Source organism: Centipeda periodontii DSM 2778, from assembly GCF_000213975.1.
GTDB lineage: Bacteria > Bacillota > Negativicutes > Selenomonadales > Selenomonadaceae > Centipeda > Centipeda periodontii.
On record NZ_GL892076.1, the window covers coordinates 48914 to 73606 of the forward strand.

The 24693-nt window shown below is 57.2% G+C and carries 23 protein-coding genes; all 23 read right to left on the reverse strand.

Annotated elements, in window-relative coordinates; all coding sequences use genetic code 11:
• Nucleotides 1-110: 110 nt before the first annotated feature.
• Nucleotides 111-509 (reverse strand): biotin/lipoyl-containing protein, encoded by a 399-nt coding sequence (locus tag HMPREF9081_RS00230; protein ID WP_006304857.1) that lies wholly within the window; start codon nt 507-509, stop codon nt 111-113.
• Nucleotides 510-570: 61 nt separating this feature from the next.
• Nucleotides 571-708, reverse strand: coding sequence for a hypothetical protein (locus tag HMPREF9081_RS13985; RefSeq protein ID WP_006304858.1), 138 nt, complete (start codon nt 706-708; stop codon nt 571-573).
• 15 nt (nt 709-723) lie between these two features.
• On the reverse strand, nt 724-2253 hold the full coding sequence (gene mmdA / locus HMPREF9081_RS00240) for a methylmalonyl-CoA decarboxylase subunit alpha (RefSeq protein ID WP_040394133.1): 1530 nt from the start codon (nt 2251-2253) through the stop codon (nt 724-726).
• Between the two features lie 75 nt (nt 2254-2328).
• Entirely contained in the window at nt 2329-2745 is a 417-nt protein-coding gene (mce, locus tag HMPREF9081_RS00245; RefSeq protein WP_006304860.1) for a methylmalonyl-CoA epimerase, read from the reverse strand.
• 40 nt (nt 2746-2785) lie between these two features.
• On the reverse strand, nt 2786-3724 hold the full coding sequence (gene meaB / locus HMPREF9081_RS00250) for a methylmalonyl Co-A mutase-associated GTPase MeaB (protein ID WP_040394135.1): 939 nt from the start codon (nt 3722-3724) through the stop codon (nt 2786-2788).
• A 98-nt stretch (nt 3725-3822) separates the two neighbouring features.
• Nucleotides 3823-4215: a cobalamin B12-binding domain-containing protein gene (locus tag HMPREF9081_RS00255; protein ID WP_006304862.1), complete on the reverse strand. Its 393-nt coding sequence runs from the start codon at nt 4213-4215 to the stop codon at nt 3823-3825.
• 93 nt (nt 4216-4308) lie between these two features.
• The gene (locus tag HMPREF9081_RS00260) at nt 4309-5955 is read right to left on the reverse strand and encodes an acyl-CoA mutase large subunit family protein (RefSeq protein WP_006304863.1); all 1647 of its coding nucleotides are present in this window, start codon (nt 5953-5955) and stop codon (nt 4309-4311) included.
• 84 nt (nt 5956-6039) lie between these two features.
• Entirely contained in the window at nt 6040-7536 is a 1497-nt protein-coding gene (gene scpC, locus HMPREF9081_RS00265; protein ID WP_006304864.1) for a succinyl-CoA:acetate CoA-transferase ScpC, read from the reverse strand.
• A 265-nt stretch (nt 7537-7801) separates the two neighbouring features.
• Entirely contained in the window at nt 7802-8473 is a 672-nt protein-coding gene (locus HMPREF9081_RS00270; RefSeq protein WP_040394137.1) for a redox-sensing transcriptional repressor Rex, read from the reverse strand.
• Between the two features lie 2 nt (nt 8474-8475).
• Nucleotides 8476-9822, reverse strand: a complete 1347-nt coding sequence (locus tag HMPREF9081_RS00275; RefSeq protein ID WP_040394139.1) for an O-antigen ligase family protein — start codon at nt 9820-9822, stop codon at nt 8476-8478.
• A 4-nt stretch (nt 9823-9826) separates the two neighbouring features.
• Nucleotides 9827-11128, reverse strand: a complete 1302-nt coding sequence (locus HMPREF9081_RS00280; RefSeq protein WP_006304867.1) for a bifunctional folylpolyglutamate synthase/dihydrofolate synthase — start codon at nt 11126-11128, stop codon at nt 9827-9829.
• Nucleotides 11129-11137: 9 nt separating this feature from the next.
• Complete coding sequence (locus tag HMPREF9081_RS00285) at nt 11138-13801, reverse strand: valine--tRNA ligase (protein ID WP_006304868.1); 2664 nt, start codon at nt 13799-13801, stop codon at nt 11138-11140.
• A gap of 128 nt (nt 13802-13929) precedes the next feature.
• Nucleotides 13930-15033 carry a DegT/DnrJ/EryC1/StrS family aminotransferase gene (locus tag HMPREF9081_RS00290; RefSeq protein WP_006304869.1) on the reverse strand — a complete coding sequence of 368 codons (1104 nt, stop codon included), beginning with the start codon at nt 15031-15033 and terminating at the stop codon, nt 13930-13932.
• Between the two features lie 20 nt (nt 15034-15053).
• Nucleotides 15054-15659, reverse strand: coding sequence for a methyltransferase domain-containing protein (locus HMPREF9081_RS13990; protein ID WP_167535607.1), 606 nt, complete (start codon nt 15657-15659; stop codon nt 15054-15056).
• A gap of 416 nt (nt 15660-16075) precedes the next feature.
• The gene (locus HMPREF9081_RS00300) at nt 16076-17698 is read right to left on the reverse strand and encodes a glycosyltransferase (protein WP_040394141.1); all 1623 of its coding nucleotides are present in this window, start codon (nt 17696-17698) and stop codon (nt 16076-16078) included.
• A 42-nt stretch (nt 17699-17740) separates the two neighbouring features.
• Nucleotides 17741-18940 (reverse strand): acyl-CoA reductase, encoded by a 1200-nt coding sequence (locus HMPREF9081_RS00305; RefSeq protein WP_006304872.1) that lies wholly within the window; start codon nt 18938-18940, stop codon nt 17741-17743.
• On the reverse strand, nt 18924-20003 hold the full coding sequence (locus HMPREF9081_RS00310; RefSeq protein ID WP_006304873.1) for a LuxE/PaaK family acyltransferase: 1080 nt from the start codon (nt 20001-20003) through the stop codon (nt 18924-18926). Before HMPREF9081_RS00310 ends, HMPREF9081_RS00305 begins: the two co-directional genes overlap by 17 nt.
• Nucleotides 19993-21414 carry an AMP-binding protein gene (locus HMPREF9081_RS00315; RefSeq protein WP_050794983.1) on the reverse strand — a complete coding sequence of 474 codons (1422 nt, stop codon included), beginning with the start codon at nt 21412-21414 and terminating at the stop codon, nt 19993-19995. The genes HMPREF9081_RS00310 and HMPREF9081_RS00315 overlap by 11 nt, the downstream gene beginning before the upstream one ends.
• 17 nt (nt 21415-21431) lie before the next feature.
• On the reverse strand, nt 21432-22403 hold the full coding sequence (locus HMPREF9081_RS00320) for a transketolase family protein (protein ID WP_006304875.1): 972 nt from the start codon (nt 22401-22403) through the stop codon (nt 21432-21434).
• Complete coding sequence (locus tag HMPREF9081_RS00325) at nt 22403-23221, reverse strand: transketolase (protein ID WP_006304876.1); 819 nt, start codon at nt 23219-23221, stop codon at nt 22403-22405. The genes HMPREF9081_RS00320 and HMPREF9081_RS00325 overlap by 1 nt, the downstream gene beginning before the upstream one ends.
• On the reverse strand, nt 23218-23973 hold the full coding sequence (locus tag HMPREF9081_RS00330; RefSeq protein ID WP_006304877.1) for an SDR family NAD(P)-dependent oxidoreductase: 756 nt from the start codon (nt 23971-23973) through the stop codon (nt 23218-23220). The genes HMPREF9081_RS00325 and HMPREF9081_RS00330 overlap by 4 nt, the downstream gene beginning before the upstream one ends.
• Before the next feature lie 4 nt (nt 23974-23977).
• Entirely contained in the window at nt 23978-24229 is a 252-nt protein-coding gene (locus HMPREF9081_RS00335) for an acyl carrier protein (RefSeq protein WP_006304878.1), read from the reverse strand.
• Complete coding sequence (locus tag HMPREF9081_RS00340; protein ID WP_006304879.1) at nt 24226-24681, reverse strand: 3-hydroxyacyl-ACP dehydratase FabZ family protein; 456 nt, start codon at nt 24679-24681, stop codon at nt 24226-24228. Before HMPREF9081_RS00340 ends, HMPREF9081_RS00335 begins: the two co-directional genes overlap by 4 nt.
• Between the last annotated feature and the right edge of the window lie 12 nt (nt 24682-24693).

The following is a 24693-nucleotide window of genomic DNA, read 5'->3' on the forward strand; positions in this document are numbered from 1 at the left end:
ATATTTCTCAAGTCTTGTTATTTCTTGTCCTCATTATAAGAAATTCGCTCTCTTTGGTCAAATGAAAAGGAGCCCCGCATGGGGCCCCCGAATGTATCGTATTCGTGCGATTAGCCGAGGATGACGAGGGACTCGCGCACCTTGACCGACTGACCTGCCGAGACGTTGACGGCCTTGACCGTACCATCGGCAGGAGCGGCGATCTCGTTCTGCATCTTCATCGCTTCGAGGATGAGGAGGGTATCGCCCGCCTTGACTGCCTGACCGACCGAGACCTTGACCTCGATGATCTTGCCCGGCATCGGAGCGTCCACGGACTGCTCGCCTGCGCCCGCCGCCTTTGCCGGTGCCGCAGATGCTGCTGCCGGTGCAGCCGGTGCAGCAGCGGGAGCGGGCGCAGGTGCAGCAGCGCGCGGAGCGGCAGCAGGAGCAGCAGCGCCGCCTGCACGTACCTCCTCGACCTCAACCTCATAAGCAGTACCGTTGACAGTGATGTTGAACTTCTTCATGTGTTATTCCTCCAACATTTATATTCCCTAATGACAGGATTCCTGCGGGTGCAGGATTACCTCAAAGCTTACTGCGGTTGGCAAGCGTCCAGACCTCTGCGGGTTTGATACGCACGGCGACAACCTTGCTCCCCATTACCGACTGAACGGCAGCGGTGATGGCGGCGACGATCTCCGGCGCCACTTTGTTTGCAGCCATATACTACCTCCTAGCTTAGAGCGGAATGTTCCCGTGCTTCTTCGCCGGGTTGTCCTCACGCTTGCTCGAGAGCGCGTTCAGCGCCGTGATGATGTAGGGGCGTGTCTCGCTCGGCGTAATGACCATGTCGATGTAGCCGCGTTCTGCCGCCTTGTACGGGGTTGCGAACTCCTCGATGTACTCCGCCGTGCGTGCATCCTTGTCCGGATCCTTGCGGAAAATGATGTTGGCAGCGCCCGCAGGTCCCATGACGGCGATCTCAGACGTCGGCCACGCCATGACCTGATCTGCACCGAGCTCGCGGTTGCACATTGCGATGTAGGAGCCGCCGTACGCCTTGCGCGTGATGACGGTGACCTTCGGCACGGTCGCCTCGCTATATGCATAAAGCATCTTCGCACCGTGGCGGATGATGCCGCTGTACTCCTGATCGACGCCCGGCAGGAAGCCCGGCACGTCGACGAGGTTGACGAGCGGAATATTGAACGCATCGCAGAAGCGGATGAAGCGCGCCGACTTGTTGGACGCGTCGACATCAAGGCAGCCTGCCATGACGTTCGGCTCGTTCGCGATGATGCCGACCGTGCGACCATCAAAGCGCGCGAAGCAGCAGATGATGTTCGTCGCGAAATGCTGGTGCACCTCGTAGAACTCGCCGTTGTCGACCAGCGCGCGGATGACATCCTTCATATCGTACGGCGCATTCGGGTTGTCGGGGATGAGCGTATTGAGGCTCTCCTCCTGGCGGTTCGGGTCATCGCCCGTCTCGACGCGCGGAGTCTCCTCCATGTTGTTGCTCGGGAGGAAGGAGAGCAGATAGCGGATCTGGTCAATGCAGTCCTGATCGTTCTCCGCCGCAAAATGCGCAACGCCGGAACGGCTGTTGTGCGTCATCGCACCGCCGAGCTGCTCCGCCGTAACCTCCTCCGCCGTGACGGATTTGATAACCGCAGGACCGGTGATGAACATCTGGCTTGTGTTCTTCACCATGAAGATGAAGTCCGTGAGCGCAGGGCTGTAAACCGCGCCGCCCGCACAGGGTCCCATGATGACGGAGATCTGCGGGATGACACCCGAGGACTTCGTGTTGCGGTAGAAGATGCCGCCGTAGCCCGAAAGTGCGTCGACTGCCTCCTGGATGCGCGCGCCGCCCGAATCGTTGATGCCGATGCAGGGTGCGCCCATCTTCATGGCGAGGTCCATGACCTTCCAGATCTTGTGTGCGTGCTTCTCGCCGAGCGAGCCGCCCTCAACCGTGAAGTCCTGCGCGAACGCGTAGACGAGGCGGCCGTTGATCGTGCCGTATCCCGTCACAACGCCCTCGCCGGGCAGATCCTTCTTATCCTGACCAAAGTTGGTACAACGATGACGAACGAACATATCCAGCTCGATGAAGGTGTCCTCATCGAAGAGCAGGTTCAGGCGCTCACGCGCGGTGAGCTTGCCCTTGCTGTGCTGCTTCTCGATGCTCTTGGCGCCGCCGCCCTGCATGAGATGCTCTTTCTTCTCCAGCATGAGCTCAATTTTTTCCTGGACTGTGGACATCATATCCCTCCTGTAATCTGCCTGCGAAACCGAATGCTCCGCAGGGAATATGCGTCAAGTATGGCGGGTCGCTTCTCAGCGATCCTCATGCTCGCAGATCTCGAGGAGAACCCCCTTCGTCGACTTCGGATGCAGGAACGCGATCTTTGCGCCGCCCGCGCCGATGCGCGGCTTCTCGTCGATCATCCGGACGCCCTTTGCCATGAGGTCGGCGATCGCATTCTCGATGTTGTCAACGCGCAGAGCAATGTGCTGGATGCCCTCGCCCTTCTTCTCGATGTATTTCGTGATCGGGCTGTCGTCCGCCGTGCCGATGAGCAGCTCGATCTCACTCTTGTTCGGTGTCGGGTGGAATGTCGTTGTAACCTTCTGCTCGGCGACCGTCTCCTCAGCCGTGCAGGGAATGCCGATCACGTCCGACCAGAATTTCTTCCCCTCTTCGAGATCCTTCACGGCAATGCCGATGTGATCTACTGCCAGAACCTTGAACATAGGTACTTCCTCCTTGGGAAATTGCTGTCAATTTCCACTGTTAAGATAACATTTCGGCCATGACATCGCCCACTACGGTGTAGGGGTCGGTCTCATGCGCCTTGATTTGCGCCACATAGTCATCGAGTCTGCCCGTATCGACGATGCGGCGTTCGATGCTGCGCCGAACACCTGCGTGCAGGATGTCCAACATCTCATCGCGCGTGCGGCGCGTGCGCCGCGCGGCAAGAACGCCATTGCCCTCGATATGGGCACGGTGTTCCTCTACGGTGTCGACCAGCTCCGTGATCCCTTCGCCGCGATTCGCGATAACCTTACGGATCGGCGGTCGCCAGTCGGACATGTGGTCATCCAAATCCAGCATCATGTTGATCTCACGGACAAGCTTATCCGCACCGTCAAGATCGGACTTGTTGATGGCGAACACGTCACCGATCTCCAAGATGCCCGCCTTGATCGCTTGGATGTCGTCGCCCATACCGGGAATCAGCACGACCATTGTGGTATCCGCCGCCCGCACGATATCCACCTCGGACTGCCCGACGCCAACGGTCTCGACAAAGATGATATCCTTGCCGAATGCATCCATGACCTTTACCGCGTCCGCCGTCTTGTGCGAGAGGCCGCCAAGGCTGCCGCGCGTTCCCATGCTGCGGATAAAGACCCCCTCATCAAGCGTCAAGTCGTTCATACGGATGCGGTCGCCCAGAATGGCACCGCCGGAAAAGGGACTCGTGGGATCGACGGCGATGATGCCGACGGTTTTCCCGCGCCTGCGGTATTCCTTGGCAATCTTATCCGTCATGGTGCTTTTGCCCGCACCCGGAGGGCCGGTAATGCCCAGAACATAGGCATGTCCCGTATGCGGATAGAGCGCTTTCATGATGTCGGTCGCTGTCTCACGCTCGTTCTCGATCGCCGTGATGGCGCGCGAGAGCGCGAGGCGGTTGCCCTTCAGCACTTCGGCTGCTATATCCATGCGCCCACCTCCTTCGCGCAGTGACTTTATCGGAACAATGGAATGGATGACAGACGAAACGATTTTCTGTCTGTCATCCATCCTTTCAACAGTGTTTGTTACGCTACGTGTTCCTTGATGAAGTCAACCACTTCGCCGGTCGGTGTGCCGGGGGTAAATACTGCGGCAACGCCCGCATCCTTGAGTGCGGGGATGTCGCCCTCGGGGATGACGCCCCCGCCGATGACGAGCACGTCGTCCATGCCTTTCTCGCGCAGGAGATTGACCACCTTCGGGAAGAGATGCGGATGCGCACCCGAGAGAATGCTCATCGCAACGACGTTCACGTCCTCCTGCAGAGCTGCCTCCGCAATCTCCTCGGGGGTCTGACGAAGGCCGGTATAGACGACCTCGAATCCCGCATCGCGCAGGGCGCGGGCAACAACCTTCGCACCGCGGTCATGACCGTCCAGACCCGGCTTTGCAACGAGCACTCTGATTTTCTCTGCCATTTTTATATTCCTCCTGAACGGGGCTGCCGCCGCTTACGCGCGCGGCACGCCCCCTTGCATTCACCAAACACTGATCCGCAAAAGCACCGACGCTTACAGATTGACGTGTGCCTCGTACTCGCCGAAGACCTCGCGCATGACGCCGCAGATCTCGCCGAGCGTCGCGTAGGTCTTGACCGCTGAGAGGATGTGCGGCATGAGGTTCTCGTTCTCGTCGCTGCACGCCTTCTTGAGGTCTGCGAGAGCCGCCTGAACAGCAGCATTGTCGCGCTTCGCCTTCATCGCCTCGACCTTTGCCTTCTGCTTCTCGCCGACGGATGCGTCGACGCGGAGCAGGTTCTTCGGCGCCTCTTCCTCCACTTGGAACTTGTTGACACCGACGATGACGCGGGCACCGGACTCGACGTCCATCTGCCACTTGTAGGCACTGTCCTGAATCTCCTTCTGGATGTAGCCCTTCTCGATCGCCGCGACGGCGCCGCCGAGATCGTCAATCTTCTTGATGTACTCCCAAGCCTCTTTCTCGATGCGGTTGGTCATCGCCTCGACGTAGTAGGAGCCCGCGAGCGGGTCAATGACATCGGCGAGCCCGCTCTCGTACGCAACGATCTGCTGTGTACGGAGTGCGACCATGACCGAGTCCTCCGTCGGAAGCGCGAGCGCCTCGTCGCGGGAGTTCGTGTGGAGCGACTGCGTGCCGCCCATGACGGCAGCGGCCGTCTGGAGTGCGACGCGGACGATGTTGTTGTTCGGCTGCTGTGCGGTGAGCATGGAGCCTGCCGTCTGCGTGTGGACGCGGAGCATCATGGACTTCGGCTTTTCTGCCTTGAAGCGTTCCTTCATGACCTTTGCCCAGATGCGGCGGGACGCGCGGAACTTCGCAACCTCCTCGAGCACGTTGTTGTGTGCGTTCCAGAAGAAGGAGAGGCGTCCCGCGAAATCGTCGACGCTGAGCCCTGCCTTGATGGCGGCCTCGACGTAGGCAATGCCGTCCGCAATGGTGAATGCAATTTCCTGCGATGCCGTGGAACCGGCCTCGCGAATGTGGTAGCCCGAGATGGAGATGGTGTTCCAGTTCGGGACGTTCTTGGAGCAATATTCGAAAATGTTCGTGATGAGGCGCATGGACGGGCGCGGCGGGAAGATATACGTGCCGCGCGCCGCATACTCCTTCAGAATGTCGTTCTGGATCGTGCCCTTGAGCTTGTCTGCCGAGACGCCCTGCTTCTCCGCCACGGCGATATACATCGCGAGGAGGACGGACGCGGGCGCGTTGATCGTCATGGACGTGGAGACCTTGCCGAGGTCGATCTGATCGAAGAGGATTTCCATGTCGGCGAGCGAGTCAATCGCAACACCGACCTTGCCGACCTCGCCCTCGGAGATGGCATCCGTAGAGTCATAGCCGATCTGTGTCGGGAGGTCAAATGCGCAGGAAAGCCCCGTTGCGCCGCTCTCGATGAGGTAACGGTAACGCTTGTTGGACTCCTCCGCCGTGGAGAATCCTGCGTACATACGCATCGTCCAGAAGCGTCCGCGGTACATCGTCGGCTGCACGCCGCGGGTATAGGGATAGACACCGGGGAAGCCGATGTCCTGTGCGTAGTCCGTCTCCTGAATGTCGAGCGGGGTGTAGAGTCCCTGCTCTGGGATGTGAGGACGTGCCGGGAACTTCGCCGTTGCCTTTTCGACGGTAGCATTGTACTTGTCAAGCCCCGCCTGGATGTTTTCATTGCTCATGAAAATATTCTCCTTTGCCTTTACAGTTCTTTTTGTGTTGGGTTATTCCCTAAAGGGCTTTTTGCCCTTTTTGTCTCGTTTGTATTACTTCTGCATCGACCCCGTCGCGAGGAAGCGCTGATGGAAGGAAAGCGCCTCATCGAGAAGGTGCGGCGTCTGTGCGCCCTTCGTCGCTGCAAGTGCACGCTCGTAGTAGTCGAGCAGGATCGGACGGAAGTCCGGATGTGCGCAGTTGTTGATGATCTCGAGCGCACGTTCGCGCGGGCACTTGCCGCGCAGATCCGCAACGCCCTGCTCCGTGATGACGACATCCACGTCGTGCGCGCCGTGGTCGATGTGCGAGCAGAACGGAACGATGGACGAGATCTTGCCGCCCTTCGCCTCAGACTGCGTGTAGAAGATCGTGAGGTAGGCGTTGCGCGCAAAGTCGCCGCTGCCGCCGATGCCGTTCATCATCTTCGTGCCCGTAACGTGCGTGGAGTTGACGTTGCCGTAGATATCGACCTCGATCGCCGTGTTCATCGCGATGACGCCGAGACGGCGCACAACCTCGGGGTTGTTCGAGATCTCCTGCGGACGGAGCATCATGATCTTCTTGTACTTATCGATGTCCTTATAGAAGCGCTGCAGGCCTTCGGGCGAGGGCGAGAACGCGGTGCCCGATGCGAACTTCAGCTTGCCCGCGTCTGCAAGGTCGAACATGCCGTCCTGAATGACTTCGGTGTAGACCTCAAGATCGGTGAAGTCGGAGCTGACAAAGCCGGCGATGACCGCGTTCGCCACGTTGCCGACACCGGACTGTAGCGGCAGGAGCCCCTTTGGCATACGTCCCTCGGCAATCTCCTTCTTGAGAAGATCGACCGTGAACTGCCCCATCTTGCGCGCCGCTTCGTCAACCGGTGCAAGGGCACGTGTCTTGTCCGTGATGTCGCAGGGAACGATGTACTTGATCTTCTCCAGCGGGCACGGCATGAACGTCGTACCGATGCGGTCGCCCGCCTTCGTAATGGGAATCGGCAGACGGTTCGGCGGATCGAGAGGGATGTAGATGTCGTGCATGCCGACAAGCTCCATCGGCTGGCTCGTGTTCACCTCAACGATGACCACGTCCGCACTCTGGATGAACGACGGCGTATTGCCGACCGAGGTCGAGGGGATGATGCCCTCCTCGGTGATGGCGACAGCCTCGACGAGCGCAACGTCGATCTTGCCGAGGAAGCCCTCACGCGACTGCTGCGCCACCTCGGAGAGGTGCATATCGATGTAGTTCACCAGTCCGGAGTTGATCGCATTGCGCAGCGGCGTATTTGTCTGATACGGCAGGCGCTGCTTGATGCCGCCCGCCTCAGCAAGCGCACCGTCGAGCTCGGGACCGGTCGAAGCGCCCGTCCAGATATTGACCTTGAACGGATTCTTCTTCATGCGTTCGGCGATGGCAAGTGGAACTGCCTTCGGATAACCGGACGGCGTAAAGCCGCTGGCACCGATGGTCATGCCGTCAGCAAAATACTCTGCTGCCGTCTCCGCACTGACAACCTTGTCAGCCAAGGACTTGGGTATGCGATCGGAAATATCGATCATAGAAAAACCTCCCTCTGATACGCCGGCAGGTATCGCCGTCGTCCGTTGATACTCCTATGACACACACAACAAACAACCGCAGACATTCAGGAATTCTCATTTCATCTTGTAAATTATTCATGGTAGGAATTTTCTGAATAACTGCAAGTTATCATAGATGCACATGTCAATTATATCTTTCCTTAGGATATCACGAAAAAAAAATGCCGTCAAGATTACATTGACGGCATTTTCTGTGATTTGTGAAAAAAAGAGCAAATAAGTTTTAATCCGGCAATTTTTTGTCTGACAGATCCTCGTTTTCCGCGCTTGTGTGCGTCAGATAATACGAGAGTGAACTGAGTCCGACGGACAAATCTTCGCTGACAAACGGGACGTTCGGCGGCACCTGCAGCTTGATCGGAGCGAAGTTCCAGATGCCGCGGATGCCCGCCGCAACAAGCTGATCAGCAACGTCCTGTGCATGTGCGGCAGGCACGGCGATGACGCCGATCTGCACGTCACGCTCGGCAATGATCTCCGCGAGATAGGCAATATCCTCCACGCGGCGCTCGCCGACGCGCGTGCCGATCACGACCGGATTCACATCGAAAATTGCAACGAGATGAAAGCCAAGGCGCGCGATCCCCTGATAGTTTGCAAGCGCGGCACCGAGATGTCCCATGCCGATGATCGCAACGTTCCAATGTTGGTCGAGCCCCAGAATATTGCCGATGCTCTCCTTGAGTTCCGCAACGTAGTAGCCCACGCCCTTCTTGCCAAACTGTCCGAAAAACGCAAGGTCTTTTCGAATCTGTTCGGGGTTGATGGCAAGGCGGCGACCGAGTTCCTCCGAGGAGGCAATCTCCACGCCCTCATCCGTCAGCTGACGCAGACAGCGATAGTAGCGCGGCAGGCGGTCAACGGTGGCCTTGGATATGGATAGATTTTCCTGCATAGTCATCCTTCCTTCATCTCCCCCGCAATCGCATGCGCCGCCGCCGTCATGGCAGCGAGCATCCAGAGCAGCATAGAGGACGGTATATTAAAGAGCAGATGATCCGTCATGCCGTTGAGCGCAACGGAAACGAATGCGAGTCCGAGTCCAAGTGAAAGTCCCTCGATGAAGCGGCGCCTGCGCCAACGTGAAAGCGCCGTGCGCACATCGGCAACCGTCTTCCACTCGTGTTCATGGGCAGCGAGCACTGTCTCCCATGTCGCCACTCTCTGCGGCAGACGAAATGCGATCAGAAGGGATCCGAAGAAGAACCAGAGGAACGAGAGCGCCCCCGGGACACCAATCTCGGCTGCATAGTTCAGATACATATTGTGCGCGTGGACAATCTGCACGGGCGCACCCTGCAAGTAGAAATCATACTCGGGGTAGACCATAAAGTACATGCCCCAACCGATGCCGAGGAAGGGATGATCCATCACCATCGCAACGGTGCTCTCCCAGAACGCGAGCCGCATCTCCGAGGAGGTGTCCACGCGCGTAAAGACGGAGAGCAGACGATCGGCGAGCACGGGGTCAAGCAGCAGTGCCCCCGCCCCGATGGCGACAATGCCGAGGAGCACGCGCCAGTTGCTCAGTGCACCATAGCCTGCCAGCACAATGGCGATGACAAGACATGCGCCGCGCGCGTAGGTCATGCCGAGGCACACGAGCGCTGCCACAAGCAGGAGAATTGCGAGCGTGCGCCATCCACGGGTGAGTGCCGTTGCAACTCCTACGGCAATACAAGCGACGATATCAAGATAGCCCGCGAGGATGTTCGGATTCTCCCATGTCGAGAAGACGCGCTTCGAGAGTTCGGGGAACGCCTCGCCGTCCACCCATTTCATCGCCGCAATGTCGATGCCGAAGATGAATTGATAGAAGCCGTAGAGGATGACGAGCAGCGCCGATAGCGCCATCGCCACGACGACGCGCTGCAGTTCACGCGTTTTCCGCAGTGTCTGGCCCGCGAGCAGATAGGTGAGTGCATAGATCGGCACGAGATGATAGAAATTGTAGAAGCTGAACGCCTTGTCGGGCGCGACCGCAACCGACAGCAGCCCGATGACGACGAAGAGCAGTGCCGGCGCGTCGTAGGGCAAACGCCGCAGATGAAAATTTCGATCGATCCGCAGACGCAGCAGCATCGCGCCGCAGCCGATGAGCAGCACAACCATCGCCGCAAGCGGCGCAAGCGGGATGAGGAATGCCTCGGCGATGACGGCGTACAGCATCATGCGTGCCATCCTCCCCGCCCAGCGGCGCCGACGCATCGAACGGCGGCGCTCCTGAAAATAGTCCTCTGCCACGCCGTCACCTCCCCGCCGTAAGCATCGCGCGGATATCGCCCACGAGGTAGAGCGAGCCGGCGACAACGAGCAGAGCGCTGCGTACATGAGCGCGCCGCACAGCCTCATCCAGCCCCTTTGCGCGGTCATCACAGGCAACCGCGACCAGCCCCATCCCGGCGGCAACGGCAGCAACGACATCCGCAGCCGCCGCGCGCTCCGAGTTGGGGCGTACGGTGACGACCTGATCGCCGGGACGCAGAAGTGCGGCGAGCATGGTATCAATATCCTTATCTTTCAAAATGCCGAGCAGAAAGACGCGTGGCAGATCGGGGAAATATGTGTCGAGCCCCGTGCGCAGCGCCCGCATCCCCGCAGGATTATGCGCACCGTCGATAACGACAGGCACGCCCTCGTTCGCGAGGATTTCAAAGCGCGCGGGATGGCGCACCGTACGCAGTGCCGTGCGAATGGCCTTCTCCGTCACGCGCACATCCTCGCGCTCGAGGAGCTTTGCCGCCATGATGACGAGCGCGGCGTTCTCCGCCTGATGAACCCCGGCAAGTGCAAGCGCGAACGGCTCTGGCTCGCGGCAGACGACGGAGTGGAAGGCGACGCACTGTCCTCCCCCGGAGGGGAAGAAGATCTGGCTGGAAAAGTCCTCGCCGCAGACAAAGACATCCGCGCCGAGTTCCTCCGCGCGCCGCTCGATGATTTCAAGCGGCTCCCCTGTCGCCGCCGTGATGACAGGCACGCCCTCCTTGATAATGCCCGCCTTGTGCTCGGCGATGCCGGCAAGTGTCCCGCCGCAGCGGTCGGCATGATCCATCGCCACATTTGTGATGATCGTGAGTGCAGGCTCAATGACATTCGTCGAGTCGAGAAGCCCTCCGAGCCCCGTTTCGATCACGGCAATCTCGACCTGCTCCTCTCTGAAATAGAGGAAGGCAAGCGCCGTCAGCGCCTCGAACTGCGTCGGATGCTCATGCCCTGCCGCGACCATTTCATCCGCAGCTGCGCGCACACGCGTGAGGAGCGCGGCGAACTGCTCCTCCGAGATGTCGTGCCCGTCCACACTCATGCGCTCCGTGTAGGAGATGAGGTGCGGCGATAGATAGCGCCCGGAGCGGATGCCCGCCGCACGGAAGACAGCATCCATCATCTGCGTAACGGAGCCCTTGCCGTTCGTTCCTGCAATATGGATGGTCGTATAGCTGCGCTCGGGATTCCCCAGACGCGCACAGAGCTCCTCCATGCGCGCGAGCCCCAGACGGATCCCGAACGTATTCAGTTCATCGAGATAGTGAAGCGACTCCGCGTAGTTCATCGGAGCACCTCAGAGCTTCGCCAGATCCGCGAGGCGCGTCCGGATGAGCCCGATCTTCTCCTCATAGCCCGCGAGCTTTTCGCGCTCCGCCGCCACGACAGCCGCAGGTGCCTTCGATGTAAAGCCCGCGTTCGAGAGTTTGCCCGAAAGGCGTGCAATTTCCTTTTCCAGATTGTCGCGCTCCTTCGTCAGACGCGCCGTTTCCTTCTCCACGTCGATGAGTCCCGCCAGAGGCAGGTAAACTGCCGCACCCGCCAGTGCGCCCGTGACGACGTTCTCCGGGTCGGGTGCATCCGCCGCGAGGAAGGAAACCTCGGACGCGGAAGCAAGCGCATGAAAATAGTCCGTATGCGCCGCAAACGTATCTGCAAGAGCATTGTCGCGTACGCGCAGGAGAAGTGCACTCTTTTTACCGGGCGGCGTGCCAAGCTCCGCACGCAGATTGCGCGTCACCTTGATGACCTCCATGATCGCGGTCATCGCCGCCTCCGCCTCGGTGTCGATGTCATTTTCATCGACCTCGGGCCACGGCGCACGCATAATGCTCTCACCCGCGTGCGGCAGTTTCTGCCAGATCTCCTCCGTGAGAAACGGCATAAAGGGATGCAGCAGGCGCATCGTGCGCTCCAGAACCGTGCGCAGGACATAGAGCGCCGTGTTCTTTGCGCGCACATTCTCCTTGTCGTAGAGCCGCGCCTTCGTCAGCTCGATGTACCAGTCGCAGAACTCGCTCCACAGGAACTCGTAGATCGCGCGCCCCGCCTCGCCGAGCTCGTAGTTCTCAAGATTCGCCGTCACCGCGCGCACCGTTTCGGCAGAGCGCGTCAGGATCCAACGGTCGGCAAGCGTATAGTCGCTCTCCTCGGGGACAAACGCATCGTCCGTGCCCTCAAGATTCATCAACATATAGCGCGAGGCATTCCAAATTTTATTTGCAAAGTTGCGCGCCGCCTCCACGCGCTCCCAGTAGAAGCGCATATCGTTGCCCGGCGTATTGCCCGTGATGAGCATGAAGCGCAGCGTGTCCGCACCGTATCTCTCGATGACCTCCACGGGGTCGATGCCGTTGCCGAGCGACTTCGACATCTTGCGCCCCTCGCTGTCGCGCACGAGCCCGTGGATGAACACATCGCGGAACGGCACATCGTCGCCGAAGCGCAGCCCCATCATGACCATGCGCGCAACCCAGAAGAAGATGATATCGTACCCCGTGACGAGCGTCGCCGTCGGGTAAAAATGGCGCAGATCTACCGTATCCTCGGGCCAGCCGAGCGTCTCAAACGGCCAGAGTGCGGAGCTGAACCACGTATCGAGCACGTCCTCATCCTGATGGATGTGCTTGCTGCCGCAGTGCGTGCACGCCGTGATGTCCTCACGCGAAACAGAGGTCTCGCCGCAGTCCTCACAGTGCCACGCGGGAATGCGGTGCCCCCACCAGAGCTGACGCGAGATGCACCAGTCACGGATATTCTCAAGCCAGTTTTCGTAGATTTTCGTAAAGCGTTCGGGGACGAAGCGGATGCGCCCGTCCTTCACCGCCGCAATCGCCGGCTTCGCGAGGTCCTCCATACGGACGAACCACTGCTTCGACACGAGCGGTTCGATCGTCGTCTTGCAGCGCGAACAGTGCCCGACGGCGTGCTCATGCTTCTCCGTGCGGACGAGTGCACCGATCTCTTCAAGCTCCTTGACGAGCGCCTTACGGCATTCGTAGCGGTCGAGCCCCGCATATTTGCCTGCGCCCTCGCCCATGGTTCCATCCGCGTTGATCACAACGACCTGCTCAAGATTGTGCCGCAGCCCCATCTCGAAGTCGTTCGGGTCGTGCGCCGGCGTCACCTTGACCGCACCTGTTCCAAATGCGGGATCGACATAGGAATCGGCGAAAAGTGGGATGCGCCGCTCCACCACGGGCAGGATCAGCGTCTTGCCGACAAGGTGCTTGTAGCGCTCGTCGTCGGGGTGGACGGCGACACCCGTATCGCCGAACATCGTCTCGGGGCGCGTTGTCGCGATCTCAACATAGTCGTCCGTTCCCTCAATTTGGTAACGAAGATGCCAGAGATGCCCCTCCTCCGTCTCGTGATCGACCTCGATGTCCGAGATCGCCGTCGAGCAGTGCGGGCACCAATTCGTGATGCGCGTGCCCTGATAGATCAGCCCCTGCTCATAGAGGCTCACGAACACCTCGCGCACCGCGCGCGAGCATCCCTCGTCCATCGTGAAGCGCTCGCGCGCCCAGTCGCAGGACGCACCGAGCATGCGCAGCTGATACATGATGCGGTCGCCGTACTGCTGCTTCCAATCCCAGACACGTTCGAGGAATTTCTCGCGCCCGAGTTCGAAGCGGTTCGTGCCCTCCGCGCGCAGACTCTCCTCCACCTTTGCCTGTGTCGCAATGCCGGCGTGGTCGCAGCCCGGCACCCAGACCGTGTTCTTGCCGCGCATGCGCTGATAGCGCACGAGGATGTCCTGCAGCGTTTCGTCGAGCGCGTGCCCCATGTGGAGCTGCCCCGTCACATTCGGCGGCGGGATAACTACGCTGTACGGCTCACGAGATTCGTCCGCATCATCGTGAAATAAATTATGTGACTCCCAGTATTCGTACCACTTCCGCTCAAAGCTCGCCGGATCATATGTCTTTGGAATATTTGCACCGGATTCCTGACTCATCTGTCTGTTCCTCCCGAAAGAAACACCCCCGTCCCGAGGGGACGAGGGCGTCCGCACAACGTCAATGCCATTATCGTATGAATGCAACGATAAGATTAGCACAAAACGATGTATTTTGCAACAACATGTCAGCTATTACAGGAAAGGATCACGTCGCAAATGCGATCCACCAGCATAAGCTCCAAATCTGCATAAATCGGCAATGTCAAAACGCGATTTGCAATGTGACGCGCTACGGGCGTCTGTTCCACGTCATACTTGCCATGAAAACAGTCAAACGTATTCGTCAGCGGATAGAAATACTTTCTGCTGTAAACATCTACCCGCTGCAGCGCATCAAACACCTCGTTGCGCGTGCTGCCGAACTCCGCTTCGTGAAACACGACAGGGAAATAGGCATAGTTCGGTGCAACATCCGGCTGGATCGGATTCAGCTGTACGCCGCTTATCCCCTCCAGCCGTTCACGATATCGCTCCGCAACTGCTTTCCGCTGTGCAATCTCGCCTTCGACATGGCGCAGATTGCACAGCCCCATCGCTGCACAGAACTCGTTCATCTTCGCATTCGAGCCCACCCCGTCGACGCACTCCGCATCACGAATGCCAAAATTCTTCAGGCGCGACAGCTTTTCCCCAAGCTCCCGGTCATGGAAACACGCCGCACCTCCTTCGATGGAGTGAAAGACCTTCGTCGCGTGGAAACTGAAGCACGAAACATCGCCGAATGCTGCCGTGCTCTTCCCCTGATAGCGCACGCCGAAGGAATGCGCCGCATCGTAGATCACCTTCACCCCGTACTTATGGGCAATGCGCTCGATCTCCTCTACGTTGCAGACATTCCCATAGACATGAACCGGCATAATGGCAGACGTACGGTCCGTGATAAGGCGCTCGAGCTTTGTCACGTCCATGGTGTAGTCATTCGGATCAATGTCGCAGAATACCGGCTCCAGTCCGTTGCGCACAATCGCGTGCGTTGTAGAGGCAAACGTAAACGGCGTCGTGATAACCTCACCCGAAAGATTCAGCGCCTGCAGCGAAAGCTCGAGCGCCATATGCCCATTCGTAAAGAGGTCGATATTCGGTGCGCCCAAAAACTCCTGCAATGCCGCTTGAAATGCCTGATGCTTGACGCCCATATTCGTCAGCCAGCGCGACTCCCAAATATCGCTGATCTCTGCGATGTACTCCTCCATCGGCGGCATCGACGACCGCGTCACCATGATGCTCATGTTCTTCCTCCCCTCTATTTCTATTTGACGACGATGTAAACCGTCGCCGTTTCCGTCAAAGCGTTCTCGTACATCGCCTGTGTTCCAAAATACTTCTTTTGGAATTGGAGCACTTGGAATCCCGCCTCCGCCAGCCGCGCAAGGTATCCTGCTCGGCTATACTTTCGAACATGATCATCCTGCCCGAAGCGGCGCCATCGTTCACCAATGTCCGTGCAATCGGGATCTTCATCAATCTCCGTCTGGTTGAGATCCATCGGTACGACGAGAATACCGCATCCCGTCTTTTTCAGGATGCGGTGCAGTTCACGCATCGCTTTTCGATCATCGCGCACATGCTCCAAGACATGGGAACAGATAAAGAAATCGACACTCTCATCCGCAAGGCAGTTCATGTCCATAATATCGAGGCGATAATCCACCTGCTCCATATAGCGATCCGCCGTCTTGTAATCAGCTTTGGGGAAATTCTCACGAATAAAGCAAGATAATGCCGGCGCAGGTGCAATATCAAGGATCACACCGGAAAAATTTTCCGTCAGCTCCCGCCTCATCCAAACAGCATAGGCGCGTTCTCGATCGGCACTGCCACACCACGGACAAGAATAATCCGTCTCATTTACCATTTCGGAACGCCATGCCTTTTCACTATATTTGCTGGCCTCCTCAAAATAATATGACGGCAAAGGCATGTACGCGGCAACATAGTTTCCACAGCAAGCGCATTTGCGATACCGCTGCAGAATACCCTCGGGTATATGCCCCTTGTATCGCCCTTCACGGTGTCCGAATATTTCATAATGCAGTAAAGGATTTATGCCAGCCCAGCGGATATCCGGGTTTTCTATCAGATACAGTTCCGTCGAGAAATACGGAGACGGATTCCAGCCCTTTGTATATCCCTCCGTCAGATAGTGTTCTGCTGCATTTTTCTCCGCATCGATCCGATAGGTCTTGCGATACCACGCTTCGTCAAAGAGAAGAGAACTTGCAACAATGTGGAGGGCGTTTTCCAATGAAATTTCCATAATCTGCCTGCTTCCTATTGTTCATCATCGTCCATATGCAGTGTGACCGTCGTGTCGATATCAAAGTCAATCCGGCAGTCCTTGCGAAGTGCCTCCGACATTCCTGAAAAAACGCACAGTAGGTCTTGAAATTCCATATCCTCCCAAATATTGGGAATCGTTGTGGCTATACGAAGAGATTCACTTGCCATCCTCAACCAGCCCGCAATAGCCTTTCGGCGAGTATCTGAATCATGGAGGTAGATATCGCGTTCAATTGCCTCTCGAATGACCATCGCCCAACAAATGGTACCACGAATGCGGGAGGTCAGCGATCGCTGTTCATTTCCGTCATGAACGCGGAACTTGCTCAGCGGCTGCGGAAAATACACCATATTTCCTTGACTGAGCAGGCGAAGCCACGTGGGAAAATCTGATATGAGATATTTTCCTTCCTTGCCCGAAAAGCCCAGATCATGCCCATCCAACATAAATTTCTTTTTGAGCAGTGCCGTGGTCGGTTCACCGACAAAATTAGTCAGATAGACAAGAATATTTGCTCCAATTGTCTCGCCGCTGAATTTCGTAATCTCCTGAGCAATGGGGCTTGTTGCAGGAATATCCGGCAGCTTATTTCCATCCGCATCGATACATTCCCGATACGAGGTGACAAGGCTGAGATCCGGATTTGCAAAGAAGCAGTCCATCATGACCGCAATCTTATCCGGCATAAAGAGGTCATCATCCATCAGCCAGTTGACATAAGCCGCATCCTTATTGTCATAGTTGTGGGCACGTGTCCAATTCTCCGGTGCTCCATAAGAGGGATGATGTTCATAGTGAATGCGCGGATCGTCCGAAAAATCGCGACGCATCATCTCTGCCGTCTCCGTATTATGGGAGTTGTCCGTGATAAAGATATCCAGGTTGCGGTAGGTCTGCGCGAGCACGCTTTCAAGCGCGAGGCGGAAGTAGTGCGGTCGCTCAAACGTAGGAATAACGATCGACACGAGCGGGTAGATATCGGTTGAATATGTATCGAGAAATACCTCCTGACTCACATCATCATAAGATATTTCCTTTGTGCCCGAGAGCAGCCATGCCTCATCTTGGTGCGGCACAACGCTGCGGTAACCCCTGCGCCGAAATTCGACACACTGCGCCTCCGCATAAAAGCAGTTGCTATGGAAAAGGTCTCTGCGCCATGGGATGTCATACTGTGTCGCGATCAGATCGCCGCTTACCGCCATGACTTCCTCCGTCGCTCCCTCTATGTCCCCGCCACGAAAGGAACGATCATCGGTATACAGAAGCCGCCCTTTGATAAACGGCGATGCGGCGAGCAGGCCCGTCGTCGAGATCTGCTTTGTGCCAACAAGCCCCATAGCTCCGATCATCGGATTCTCAAACACACGCAGCATTTCCTCAAAGAAATTCAGCCGCAGCAGGATACTCCCCGGCGCAAGGTAGATCTTGTATTTCGCATCGCTTGCTTCCATGGCGCGCTGATAGGTCTCCGCAACATTCCCGTCAGGGCGCACCTCGATCAACTCCGCTTCATAGCCATTTGGTATATCGAGCGCATCAATATACGGACGTATGGCAGAGACGCCACTCGGATCGCACTGCGCGATGACCGCAATTTTCCTGTCATTCATAACCGGATTCCCCTCTATCATGTCGCGTCAAAAAATCATCCCTCATATTACCTGTACCACACGACTCATTGTCCGAATGAGATCGACGCCGTCCCAGACGAGTGCGAAGTCCATCGTACGCCCCAAGGGCACAATGCGATCCACGCCGGCAGGACGCATGGCAAGAATCTCCTGCAAAAGCGCGTCCCTCTGTACGCCGTAATACGAAAGCGTCTGGCACGAAATGCCGCACAGCGGTCGTATCTCTGCAAGTTTCTGCGCCCGATATTCGATAAAGAAGCCACTTCCCGCCCTGTATGCGGTCATCTCCTCCGTCAGTTTCGCTACACGAACGCGCGTGATCAGATTGTCCTCCGCAGGAACTTGCCGCACCTCAAAGCACGCACCAAGCCGATAGAGCTGCGTCAGCTTGTCCACCGCCTGAACCGCCTGCATTGTGTAGCGATCCTTCACAAGCGCATGTAGAGTGCGCCAAAACAGCTCCTGTGCCGCCTTGACCTTCTCTGCTGCGCCGAGCCATACGACAAAGTGGGGCGCGGTACAGGCGTTTTGATCGCTGAGATAGGTATCGTTGTAAAAGTCCTGTGCAATGCGCGCCTTGTCCGCTGCCGCAAGATAGGCATCGGCGTCAAGGACGGCGAGCGAGTGTCGGTCGGCAAACGTGATTTCATTCGCGCGCGGAGCAAGGGGCGCGCGGCGTATCGCTTCAATCGTCGCATCGCCGCCCCAGATCACGCGTGTATTTGCCAGCCGTGAGTAGTGCTCCGTTACGTCCTGCACGTGTCCGTAGCGGACAAAGAGGAAGTACGGAAAGAGCGCGGGAAACTCCGCAAGCGTCTGTGCGAAAATTCGACAGAGAACATCGACCTGTGGAAAGTCCTTCGACGGCAAACGCACGACGCTTGCATTTCCCGCGAGGAATGCCGCAAGGCACGAGTATGCAAAGTTCACAGCCACATTCGAGGGTGCGATGTGAAAGACAATACCGCGCCCAATCCTGTTTTTCTCCGCCTCATAGACGCGGTACATTTGCCGCAGCGCAGCGGGACGGCACCAGAATCCGAGCGTCATGACATCAGGAAATGCCTTCGCCTCTGCGTCCTTGAGAATTCTTGCCGAGAGCGCGGAGAGGAACGCACACGCCTCCTCCGAAAAGACGAGAAGCGGGCACACCCGCTCCATCTGTACCTCGATTTCCGCACTGCCGAGCGCATAGGTCACGCTGTCAAAATGCTGCCGCATAGGTATCACTGCACCCCCTCAGCTCCGCCTGCTTCAGCCTGCCGAGCACCTTGAAATACTTGCCCCTGCGCCCGCACGGGCAGTCGTCCTCTCCGAGCAGCACACCCTCATCCTCCGTCAGGAGGACATGACCCGGGTACGACTTCGGCAGGAGCGAGACGACCTCAAGGATGCCGCGCTCACCGAAAGCCGCCGCCGAAAAATCGAATGGACGACGGACAATGACATCGGCGTACGTACTCGCATGGAGGTGACCCTCTGCGCACTCAAGATAAATGCAGCCCGTCTGCTCGACCATGCCGTAGTAGTCCGCAACATCAATATTGCCACAGACCTCGCACAGTGCCGCGCGAAACGCCGCAGGCGTAACCGCGTCGACGGCGAGCTTCTTCCAGCCGCCGCCGTGAATCAATACGGCGTTCGAGAGGTCAAGCCGCTCGCCCGCCGCCCGCAGAGCATGATAGAAATACTGCCACACCATAAATGTGAAGCCAAAGAGCAGGATGCGCTCGCCCGCATGCTCCGCGAGAAATGCGCGAATATCATCGAGCTGCAGCTCCATCGCGTCATTCAGCGCGTAGAGCTTCTTTCGTCCGAAGATCGAAAAACCGAGGATACCCGCACCGCGTGCCGAGAACATCGCACGGTTCTTGACCACCGAAGGGCAGTCAATGATAAGCATCGGCATACGGCTTTTTCCCGTCCACTCGGAAACGATACGCACAAGCGTTTTCTGCTGGTTGGTCGCCGTCCTGCGGTCAAGGAAAATCCGCGATACCTGCTGTCCCGTCGTCCCCGACGAGGTCATCGTCTTGAATACATCCTCCTCTGCCACACTCCGCAGCTCCATCTCCTTAAAAAGGCGCACGGGCAGAAAGGGAATATCCTCCACCGAATGAACGTCCGCAGCAGAAAAGCCAATCGTCTCCATCATGCGCGCATAGGGCGCGCAGTGCGCTCTGTGATGCTCCGTCAGCTGCAACAGTCCCGCGCGCAGGAGTTCCTGCTTTTCCTCATGCGCGATGTCAAACGGCGGCAGGGCGAGCACGTCCTCATACGTCATAATACTGCTCCAAATCCCGATAGACCGTCTTGCCCGAAGCATTCTTCGGGATCTCCGCGATATACTTCGCCGTGAGCGCCGTATGGTGCAGCCCCAGCTTCGCGCTCAAAAACGGCACGATCTCGGGGACAAGTGACTCCTGCGTCACAAAAATGTAGAGGTTGTCATCAATGCCCGCGCATGCGACCTCGATTTCACCGAAATGCTGGCGCAGGATGTGCTCGACCTCCTGCAAATTCGTACGCTTCCCAAACATCTTCAAAAAGCGTCGCTTGCGCCCGACAACGGTATAAAAACCATCGTTGTCACGCTGTGCGAGATCACCCGTCTCATAGCGCCCATGACGCTCATCGCCGCGCACAAGATCTGCACCGCTCATCGCATAGCCAAGCGTGACATTCGCGCCGTAGTAGACCAGCTCACCGACCGTATCCGTGTCTGTGATTTCCTTTCCCGCCTCATCGATGAGCTCAAACCTGCCGCCCGGGATCGCGACGCCCATCGCCCCGACTTTTTCAAGTGCATACTGCGGCGGCAGATAGCCCATGCGTGCCGTTGCTTCTGCCGCGCCATACATCACAATGAATTCCTTGCCCGTCTGTGCGGCATAGTCCGCGAACGCCGCATGAAGCTCCGGATCGAGCTTGCCGCCCGCCTGCGTCAGTGTATGCAGCGCAGGGAGATCCATGCGGAAAAAGCGCAACCGTTTCAGCATCGCGTAGGTGTAGGGAACGCCCGAAAAAGTCGTTACCTCTTTCTCCCTCATGAGCTGCCAAAAACTGCGGTCAAAGAGCGTCTTCTCCGTCACAACGACCGACGCCCCGACCGCAAGGTGCGTATTCAGAATCGAAAGCCCATAGACATAGTGCAGGGGCAGATTCGTCACGGCACGCTCCGTTTCGTCCAAATGCAGATATGCTGCAATGGACGCCGTATTGGCACGCAGATTCTCATAGCTCTGCCGCACGAGCTTCGGACTGCCCGTAGAGCCCGATGTCGTCATAAGAAGTGCAAGATCGTCATGCAGGGGAAAGGGGCTTTTCTCCTCCAAATCGAGCAGTACATACGCATCGTGCCGCAGAACCTCACGGCTCGGTTGAAACTCTTCCGCACGTTCCGCCGGAACCCACGCATAGCAGGGACGGTACGCCGCACGGAGCGCGGTGAGCAGCCCCGCATCGAGTGCGGCGTCGATCATCACGGGCACAATTCCGTTCTGCACGAAACCGACATAGCCCGCAATCGCGGCGGGCGAATTGCGGGCTAAAAGAAAGACCAAGGAACCTGGCGCGACACACGCAGAAATCCGCTCCGCCTCTTCCCCAAGCTCCTGATAGGTCACCGTGCGCACCTCAGATAGGAGTGCCGTATGATTTGCAAATGCAGAGAAATCCCACAGCTTGTTTGTCATTTCCCTCACCTTGCTGTTCACGCCGTTTCATCGATTGCTGTACGAATCCGTGTGGCAATCTGCTCTGCCGTCAGGCCGCATGCCTTCAGCATATAGTCATACGATCCCGTATGCGGGAACTCGTCCGCTATGCCAATCAGAAGATGCGGCGGGCGCTTTGCCTTCGGCGCAAGGTACTCCGCGACTGCGCCGCCAAGACCGCCGCAGACGGTATGTTCCTCAACCGTCACAAGTAGACGATGCGATAAAAGTCCATCAAGACAATTTGTATCGAGCGGCTTGATCGTGTGCATATCGACAACCTGCACACTGAGTCCCGATTCTCCGAGCATCTCCGCCGCAGCAAGAGCAGTATGAACCATCGTCCCCACCGCAACAATGGCGACATCTGCGCCCTCGCGCAGTGTGATCGCCTTTCCAATGACGAAATCGTATTCCTCGGAATAGACAACAGGGTTGCCGGGCCCCCCTGTCAATCGCAGGTAAACAGGACCTTTGTGATGCGTAATTTCCTCGACCGTCTTTACAATCGAGCCGCAGTCCGCCGGCGAAACAACCGTGATATTGGGAATAGCGCGCATGACAGCGACATCCTCGATGCCGAAATGCGAATTGCCGAGTTGTGCCATAATAAGCCCACTCCCAAGACCGACCGTCTTGACATTGAGCTGCATATAGCCCATGTTCATGCGCACTTGTTCCGCTGCGCGCATCGTGATAAAGGGGGCGAACGACGTTGCAAAGATCGGGGTGCCGTCCTTCGCCATCCCACCTGCGACGCCGACCATATTTTGTTCCGCAATCCCCATATTGATACAACGTTCCGGAAAGATTTCCTGAAAACGACCAAGACCGGAAGAGCGAACGAGATCTCCCGACATGGCATAAAAATCCATACCACGCTCCGCCATATCGAAGAGTGCCATACCAAAGACAGCGCGCGAGCCGAGCTTCGACCAAAGACGCGCCTTGCTTTTTGTGAGTTCCATCACACTTCCTCCAACTCCGGAATCGCCCTTTGATACTGCTCCTCCGTCAAGCGGTTATGATGCCAGTCGTTGTCATTCTCCATGAAGCTGACTCCCTTGCCCTTGACCGTATGGGCTACAACCGCACGCGGTTTCTCGGCTTCTCTTGTCCGTTGGAACGCCTCCATCAGTGCCGAGGCATCGTGCCCGTCCACCTCGATTGTCTCAAAGCCGACGTCTTGCAGCATCTCAGCATAGCGATCCGACATGTCAAGGATCGCCTCACTCTTCCCGTCGCTCTGCATGTGATTATTGTCAAGAATGAGGGTGAAATTGTCAAGACCGAACTGCACCGCGCTCATCGCAGCCTCCCACACCGATCCCTCGTTGCTCTCACCATTGCCGCAGAGCACGAATGTCTGATACGCATAGCCCTTCTTCTTCGCAGCAAGTGCCAATCCGACGCCCATCGAGATCCCCTGTCCGAGGCTTCCGCTCGACGATTCGATGCCAAGCGACGCATTCATGACGGGGTGGGCGATGAGATCCGATCCATCCTGCTGAAATGTCGCAAGCTGCTCTTGCGTGATGATGCCGAACTCGGCAAGTGCAGTATAAAGCCCCAGCACACCGTGCCCTTTACTTAAAATAAACTTGTCCTGCGCCTCATAGGGAACAGCGTGCTGCGCCGTATTCATCACGGCACCGTACAGGACGGACAAGATCTCCATCATCGAGAGACCGCCGCCAAGATGTGAACTGGTGCCGCAGCGATATGCCAAGTCCAATGCCATGCGCCTCATGTGTCTGGCATGGCAGCGAAGCTCCTCTGCCGTCATCGTCTCATCCCTCCATCTACGCGAAGAATCTGCCCTGTCATATAGCTCGCCATATCCGATGCAAGAAATACAGCAACGGAGGCAATCTCCTGCGGCTCTGCAAGACGATGGAGGAGCGTCGCCGCCTCCATGCGGCTGCGCAGCCCCTCCTCCATCGCGGCGAGCATATCCGTCCGCGTCGGTCCCGGCGCGATACCATTGACACGAATGCCGTATGCGCCAAGCTCCGAGGCAAGTTTTCGTGTTGCACCGACGAGTGCCGCCTTACTCGCAACATACTCCATCTGCGCCGGTTCACCATCAAGTGCGGCAATCGAGCAAATATTGACAATCGCCCCTGCCTTTTGACGAACCATGAGTTTTGCGACGCGCTGCGTCAGCTGCATGGCAGCAAAGAAATTGACGGCAAAAACACGCTGCATCTCCGCCGGATCTGCCATCAGAAAAAGACGGTTCTCCGGTATAACGCCCGCATTATTGACGAGAATATCGACAGGCTTCTTTCCTATGCGAATCTGCTGCGCTCCCGCCTTGATGCCGTCCTCATCTGCAAGGTCGAAAATCACCGGCTCAATCCATACACCGTGCTCCTGCGTCAGTCGCGCGCACATTTCCAAAAAACACGGCTCTTCGCGGCGCGCACACGCCCATACATTTGCGCCCTGTGCAGCAAATTCCGCGAGAATGGCGGCTCCGATTCCGCGGTTCGCGCCTGTGACAACCGCATTCTTTCCCGTCAGTAAAGACGCCATTGCATCAGCCCTTTTCAATACCCGCATCATATTTCCCGTTCAGGATCTCGATGCCCTTCGCAAACGAATTAAAATCGATGATATCATCCGTCTCCATCTCAATATCAAATGCATCCTCAAGCTCTGCTACGAGTTCCATATGACCAACCGAATCCCACGCCTCAACGTCCTGATACTTCAAGGCTTCCAATATCCCTCTGTCACCAATCCCCATAACGGTCTGAAATGCCTGTACATATTTTTCATATCCGTTCACTTCATATCCTCCATATCCTCCAAGATAGCTAGTGTAAAATCAATCTTACAGACGATCTTATCCTTTACCGTTATTTCCCCGTGACCACTGCCAACACCATGTTTCCAGCGTTTCAGCTCCGCTTTGATGCGGAGCGTATCTCCGGGGTGGGCAAAGCCCAGATACATCAAATTGTTTGCACGAACCAAGTACGATGTCTTTTCTTTGTTGCCCGGCAGCGTGTGAACCGCCAGTGCAGCAGTCTGAAAAATTGCCTCCATCTCAAGTGTCCCCGGCATGACAGGATTACCTGGGAAATGACATTGAAAAAACCACTCGTTATTCGTCAGATTCTTGACCGCAACTGCCGATCGTCCGGGAATGACACATTCGGCATAATCAATCATGAGTAAAGGGTACTCAACGCACGAGTACTCCTTAACTCCATTATAGTCCAATGAAAGTTCCATCATGCCATCTTCCTC

Excerpts from the sequence above, each read along its gene's own strand:
- HMPREF9081_RS00230 (WP_006304857.1), bottom strand. The coding sequence starts at position 509 with ATGAAGAAGTTCAACATCACTGTCAACGGTACTGCTTATGAGGTTGAG.
- HMPREF9081_RS13985 (WP_006304858.1), bottom strand. The coding sequence starts at position 708 with ATGGCTGCAAACAAAGTGGCGCCGGAGATCGTCGCCGCCATCACCGCT.
- mmdA (WP_040394133.1), bottom strand. The coding sequence starts at position 2,253 with ATGTCCACAGTCCAGGAAAAAATTGAGCTCATGCTGGAGAAGAAAGAG.
- mce (WP_006304860.1), bottom strand. The coding sequence starts at position 2,745 with ATGTTCAAGGTTCTGGCAGTAGATCACATCGGCATTGCCGTGAAGGAT.
- meaB (WP_040394135.1), bottom strand. The coding sequence starts at position 3,724 with ATGGATATAGCAGCCGAAGTGCTGAAGGGCAACCGCCTCGCGCTCTCG.
- HMPREF9081_RS00255 (WP_006304862.1), bottom strand. The coding sequence starts at position 4,215 with ATGGCAGAGAAAATCAGAGTGCTCGTTGCAAAGCCGGGTCTGGACGGT.
- HMPREF9081_RS00260 (WP_006304863.1), bottom strand. The coding sequence starts at position 5,955 with ATGAGCAATGAAAACATCCAGGCGGGGCTTGACAAGTACAATGCTACC.
- scpC (WP_006304864.1), bottom strand. The coding sequence starts at position 7,536 with ATGATCGATATTTCCGATCGCATACCCAAGTCCTTGGCTGACAAGGTT.
- HMPREF9081_RS00270 (WP_040394137.1), bottom strand. The coding sequence starts at position 8,473 with ATGCAGGAAAATCTATCCATATCCAAGGCCACCGTTGACCGCCTGCCG.
- HMPREF9081_RS00280 (WP_006304867.1), bottom strand. The coding sequence starts at position 11,128 with ATGAACTACGCGGAGTCGCTTCACTATCTCGATGAACTGAATACGTTC.
- HMPREF9081_RS00285 (WP_006304868.1), bottom strand. The coding sequence starts at position 13,801 with ATGAGTCAGGAATCCGGTGCAAATATTCCAAAGACATATGATCCGGCG.
- HMPREF9081_RS00290 (WP_006304869.1), bottom strand. The coding sequence starts at position 15,033 with ATGAGCATCATGGTGACGCGGTCGTCGATGCCGCCGATGGAGGAGTAC.
- HMPREF9081_RS13990 (WP_167535607.1), bottom strand. The coding sequence starts at position 15,659 with ATGGTAAATGAGACGGATTATTCTTGTCCGTGGTGTGGCAGTGCCGAT.
- HMPREF9081_RS00300 (WP_040394141.1), bottom strand. The coding sequence starts at position 17,698 with ATGAATGACAGGAAAATTGCGGTCATCGCGCAGTGCGATCCGAGTGGC.
- HMPREF9081_RS00305 (WP_006304872.1), bottom strand. The coding sequence starts at position 18,940 with ATGCGGCAGCATTTTGACAGCGTGACCTATGCGCTCGGCAGTGCGGAA.
- HMPREF9081_RS00310 (WP_006304873.1), bottom strand. The coding sequence starts at position 20,003 with ATGACGTATGAGGACGTGCTCGCCCTGCCGCCGTTTGACATCGCGCAT.
- HMPREF9081_RS00315 (WP_050794983.1), bottom strand. The coding sequence starts at position 21,414 with ATGACAAACAAGCTGTGGGATTTCTCTGCATTTGCAAATCATACGGCA.
- HMPREF9081_RS00320 (WP_006304875.1), bottom strand. The coding sequence starts at position 22,403 with ATGGAACTCACAAAAAGCAAGGCGCGTCTTTGGTCGAAGCTCGGCTCG.
- HMPREF9081_RS00325 (WP_006304876.1), bottom strand. The coding sequence starts at position 23,221 with ATGACGGCAGAGGAGCTTCGCTGCCATGCCAGACACATGAGGCGCATG.
- HMPREF9081_RS00330 (WP_006304877.1), bottom strand. The coding sequence starts at position 23,973 with ATGGCGTCTTTACTGACGGGAAAGAATGCGGTTGTCACAGGCGCGAAC.
- HMPREF9081_RS00340 (WP_006304879.1), bottom strand. The coding sequence starts at position 24,681 with ATGATGGAACTTTCATTGGACTATAATGGAGTTAAGGAGTACTCGTGC.